Origin of the sequence: Leptolyngbya sp. FACHB-36, from assembly GCF_014695955.1 — a bacterium.
Taxonomy (GTDB): domain Bacteria; phylum Cyanobacteriota; class Cyanobacteriia; order Leptolyngbyales; family Leptolyngbyaceae; genus FACHB-36.
Genome location: NZ_JACJPG010000454.1, coordinates 1 through 3096, shown reverse-complemented (window position 1 = coordinate 3096; position 3096 = coordinate 1). Strand labels below are relative to the sequence as shown.

General features: G+C 51.8%; 3 protein-coding genes and 1 pseudogene. All 4 read right to left on the bottom strand.

Annotated features, from left to right (window positions below):
* A pseudogene (locus H6F43_RS12815) lies at positions 1 to 488 on the bottom strand (catalase); the annotation flags it as partial.
* Positions 489 to 853: 365 nt separating this feature from the next.
* Complete coding sequence (locus H6F43_RS12810) at positions 854 to 1951, bottom strand: spore photoproduct lyase family protein (RefSeq protein WP_347272410.1); 1098 nt, start codon at positions 1949 to 1951, stop codon at positions 854 to 856.
* 204 nt (positions 1952 to 2155) lie between these two features.
* Complete coding sequence (locus tag H6F43_RS12805) at positions 2156 to 2692, bottom strand: dihydrofolate reductase family protein (protein ID WP_190343136.1); 537 nt, start codon at positions 2690 to 2692, stop codon at positions 2156 to 2158.
* A gap of 80 nt (positions 2693 to 2772) precedes the next feature.
* Positions 2773 to 3096: helix-turn-helix domain-containing protein (locus H6F43_RS12800; RefSeq protein ID WP_190343135.1), on the bottom strand; the 324-nt coding region annotated here is incomplete at its 5' end.

Genomic DNA, 3096 nt, shown 5'->3' with positions numbered 1-3096 from the left:
GGAGCGCGGACTACGACCTTTTCCTGGAGTAGCTGCTCATTGAGGTACCGAGCGACATTTCCCGCTGGAAAAACCGGACGATTGATCATCAAAAAATCTTGGGTCAGCGCGTCTGGTTCAGAGCTCAGTAGCTTAGGACCTTCTACTCCAATGACCTTAATCGCCATACCGCGAAACGACGACATGCCATCCGGCATGATGTCACCGGGAGCCGTCGAGAAGCGAATCATCACAGGATACGATCGGGGTTCACGGAACAGCCCCTGCGCCAGCGGTGCAGGCAGGTTGTCATAAATTTTTAGTTCCCCTTTAAGTCCACCATGTCCCTTGGCATGGGCACCACGCATGGCATGACGATGCTTGTCAAACACCGTTTGCCCCATTCGAGCAACGGAGTTCAGCGTTTCCTGAATGAGCTTATCCTCATCGGGTTGCTTGACTTCTACATCGTCCGAGTAGCGAATGTAGTGTTCTGGCAGATTTGACATTCAAGCTCCTGGTCAGGTTGGGGTTTGATCTAGACAGTCGTAGTTTAACAATCTGGAATTGAGTTTGCTTTCAAGGGCGAGAATTCCAGCATTTCCAGCGCTACAGCATCCTCATCGATCGCCTTCAAAACCCCAAGGAAAAGCTGAAGGCAAAACGCCACTGCGCTTCAACCAACCACTAATACCAATTCGTAATTCGTAATTCGGAACTGCAGAAGCTGGAGTCCGTCTACGTTTTAGTGGTTTGATCGGTAGCTGGAATTTAGAGAATTGGTATAAACGAACTTAACCCGGTTAGAAATCACTTGAATCGATCGCTCTGGTTCAATTGGTCTTGGGACGTGGAGCCAGAGCGAGGAATTCTATTAAAAGGCATAGCGAATCGTGCAGTAGGGCAGTCGATCGCTCATCAATTGAGACACGGCATCGACCAATGTACCTTTGAAGCCATATTTATAGCGCACGTTCTTACCCCCTGTTTGCGAGAACTTTGTCTCTTGCAGATCGGGTCGCCACAGGAGCTCCTCAGCCCCAGGATGCCACCCCATATTGACCTCATGCAGGCGATCGTTATGCGTCAGAAAAATCACCTCTGACTGCAACTGCGCCTTGGCTTGCGGTGACAGCGTATCGTCGATCTGCTCAAACAACTGCTCGTAATCGGGTAGCCAATTGTCGTCATAAATCACCGGCGCAAAGTTGAGATGCACTTCGTAGCCTGCCTCCACAAAATCGTTCACGGCTTCGATCCGCTCTGCGATAGTAGACGTGCGAACATCGACGATCGACGCTTTGGACTGCGGCATCAGGCTAAACCGAATCCGCGTCTTGCCCTGCGGGTCATAGCTCAGCAGTTCCCGATTGACGCGCTTAGTGGCAAAAGTTGCCTTTGCATTGGGAAGGTCACGAAATAGCGTAATCAGGGTTTTTACGTTGTCGCAAATCGCTGCATCCACTGAGCAGTCGCTATTCTCACCAATCTCATACACCCAATACTGCGGGTCAACTTGATTCGGTTCTGGCTTCACGCCCTGCTTGGCGGCATGACGCTGAAGGTAGCGCACAACTTGTTCAATGTTGACGAAGGTCGTGATGGGATTGGCGAATCCTTTACGCCGAGCCACGTAGCAGTAAGCACATGCCATTGCACAACCGTTCGCGTGGGAGGGCGCGACAAAATCAGAGCTACGGCAATTGGGGCGGGCTTGCAGTGACTTCTTCACACCCAGCACTAACACCGTGCGCTTGATGCGGTTCCAATCTTCCACCGCACCCTCATTACCGTGCAGACTGGGAATATTCCAGTGTGAAGCAACTTCTATCAGGTTGGCATCTGGGTACTTAGCCAGAATTGCCTGACCACAGGCATAGTCTAAACTAGCAGGCTCGTAGTAAATCTCTTTGATATTCAACAAGCGATCAAGAGAATCGTGTCCAGTCGCGGACTGTGACGATGCTGCAATAGTCAAAACAGCTATATCCCACTTATCAGAACACCTAATAGTAGGGCAATCTAGTGGGTCGATCGACGCAAGAACCGTTTGACAGGGGTGCGGGTTGCACGACTTGAAACTTCATTGGCACGGGCGGCATGTCTGCCGCCCACATTTCCATAATTTTTAGGCGCTCAGAGGCATTAAGCTCATTTTTTGCCTCTATGGCGATGATTATTTGCGCTCCGGTTCATAGACGATCGCCACAACGCCTGAGCTGAACGACTGTGATTCCACAAGCTTCAGAGTCCCGCTGGTGCCCTCGTTAAACAGGCGCTTGCCTTTGCCCACAACCACCGGGTAGACAAGCAGACGATAGCGATCCACCAGATCATGCTGCATGAGCGTTTGCACCAGCGTGGCGCTACCGTGAACCGTAATGTTTTGACCGTCTTGCTGCTTGAGTTTGGTGATTTCTTCCACAATATTGTCTTTAATCAGCGTGGAGTTGTTCCACTCCAACGTGTCGAGTGTGGTTGACACCACGTATTTGCGCACGTTGTTAAAGTAATCTGCCCCTTCATCCGTGCTCTCCGGCCAGGCTGCTGCAAACCCTTGATAGGTCACGCGCCCCAGCAGCAAGGTATCGCTGGCGGACGTCTCTTCGCCTTTAAACTGCGCGATCTCGTCATTCCAATAGGGGGCAGTCCAGGCGGGTTCTTCCATAACGCCATCCAGTGACATGAATTCAGTGACGACGACTTGCCGCATGATTTCTCCTTTTGCCGTTCGCTGTCTATACCGCGATCGTAGTGCAGCAACAAGGACAGCGCCTTGGAAAAAAACGCAACCTATTTAACCGTGCCTTTCTGAGCAATTTGCGCGGGCGTTTTTCCAATGAAGCGCTTCAGCGAATGGGTGAGATGTGCCTGATCGAAATAGCCTAGCTCAAAGGCAGTATCTAAGATGGGTGTTCCTTGCTCAAGCAGCGAGACGGCGCGGCGGGCGCGTTCGATCTGCTGAATCATTTTGTGGGGTAATCCGGTTGCCTGCAAGAAGCGATACTGCAAGGAACGGATCGACAGGTCGAGCGGGTGTCCCTGTATCGCCGCCTCGATCGCCGGATCGCGCACGAGTATCTCCTGACGGACCAGCCGATTGACGAACACGTCGGC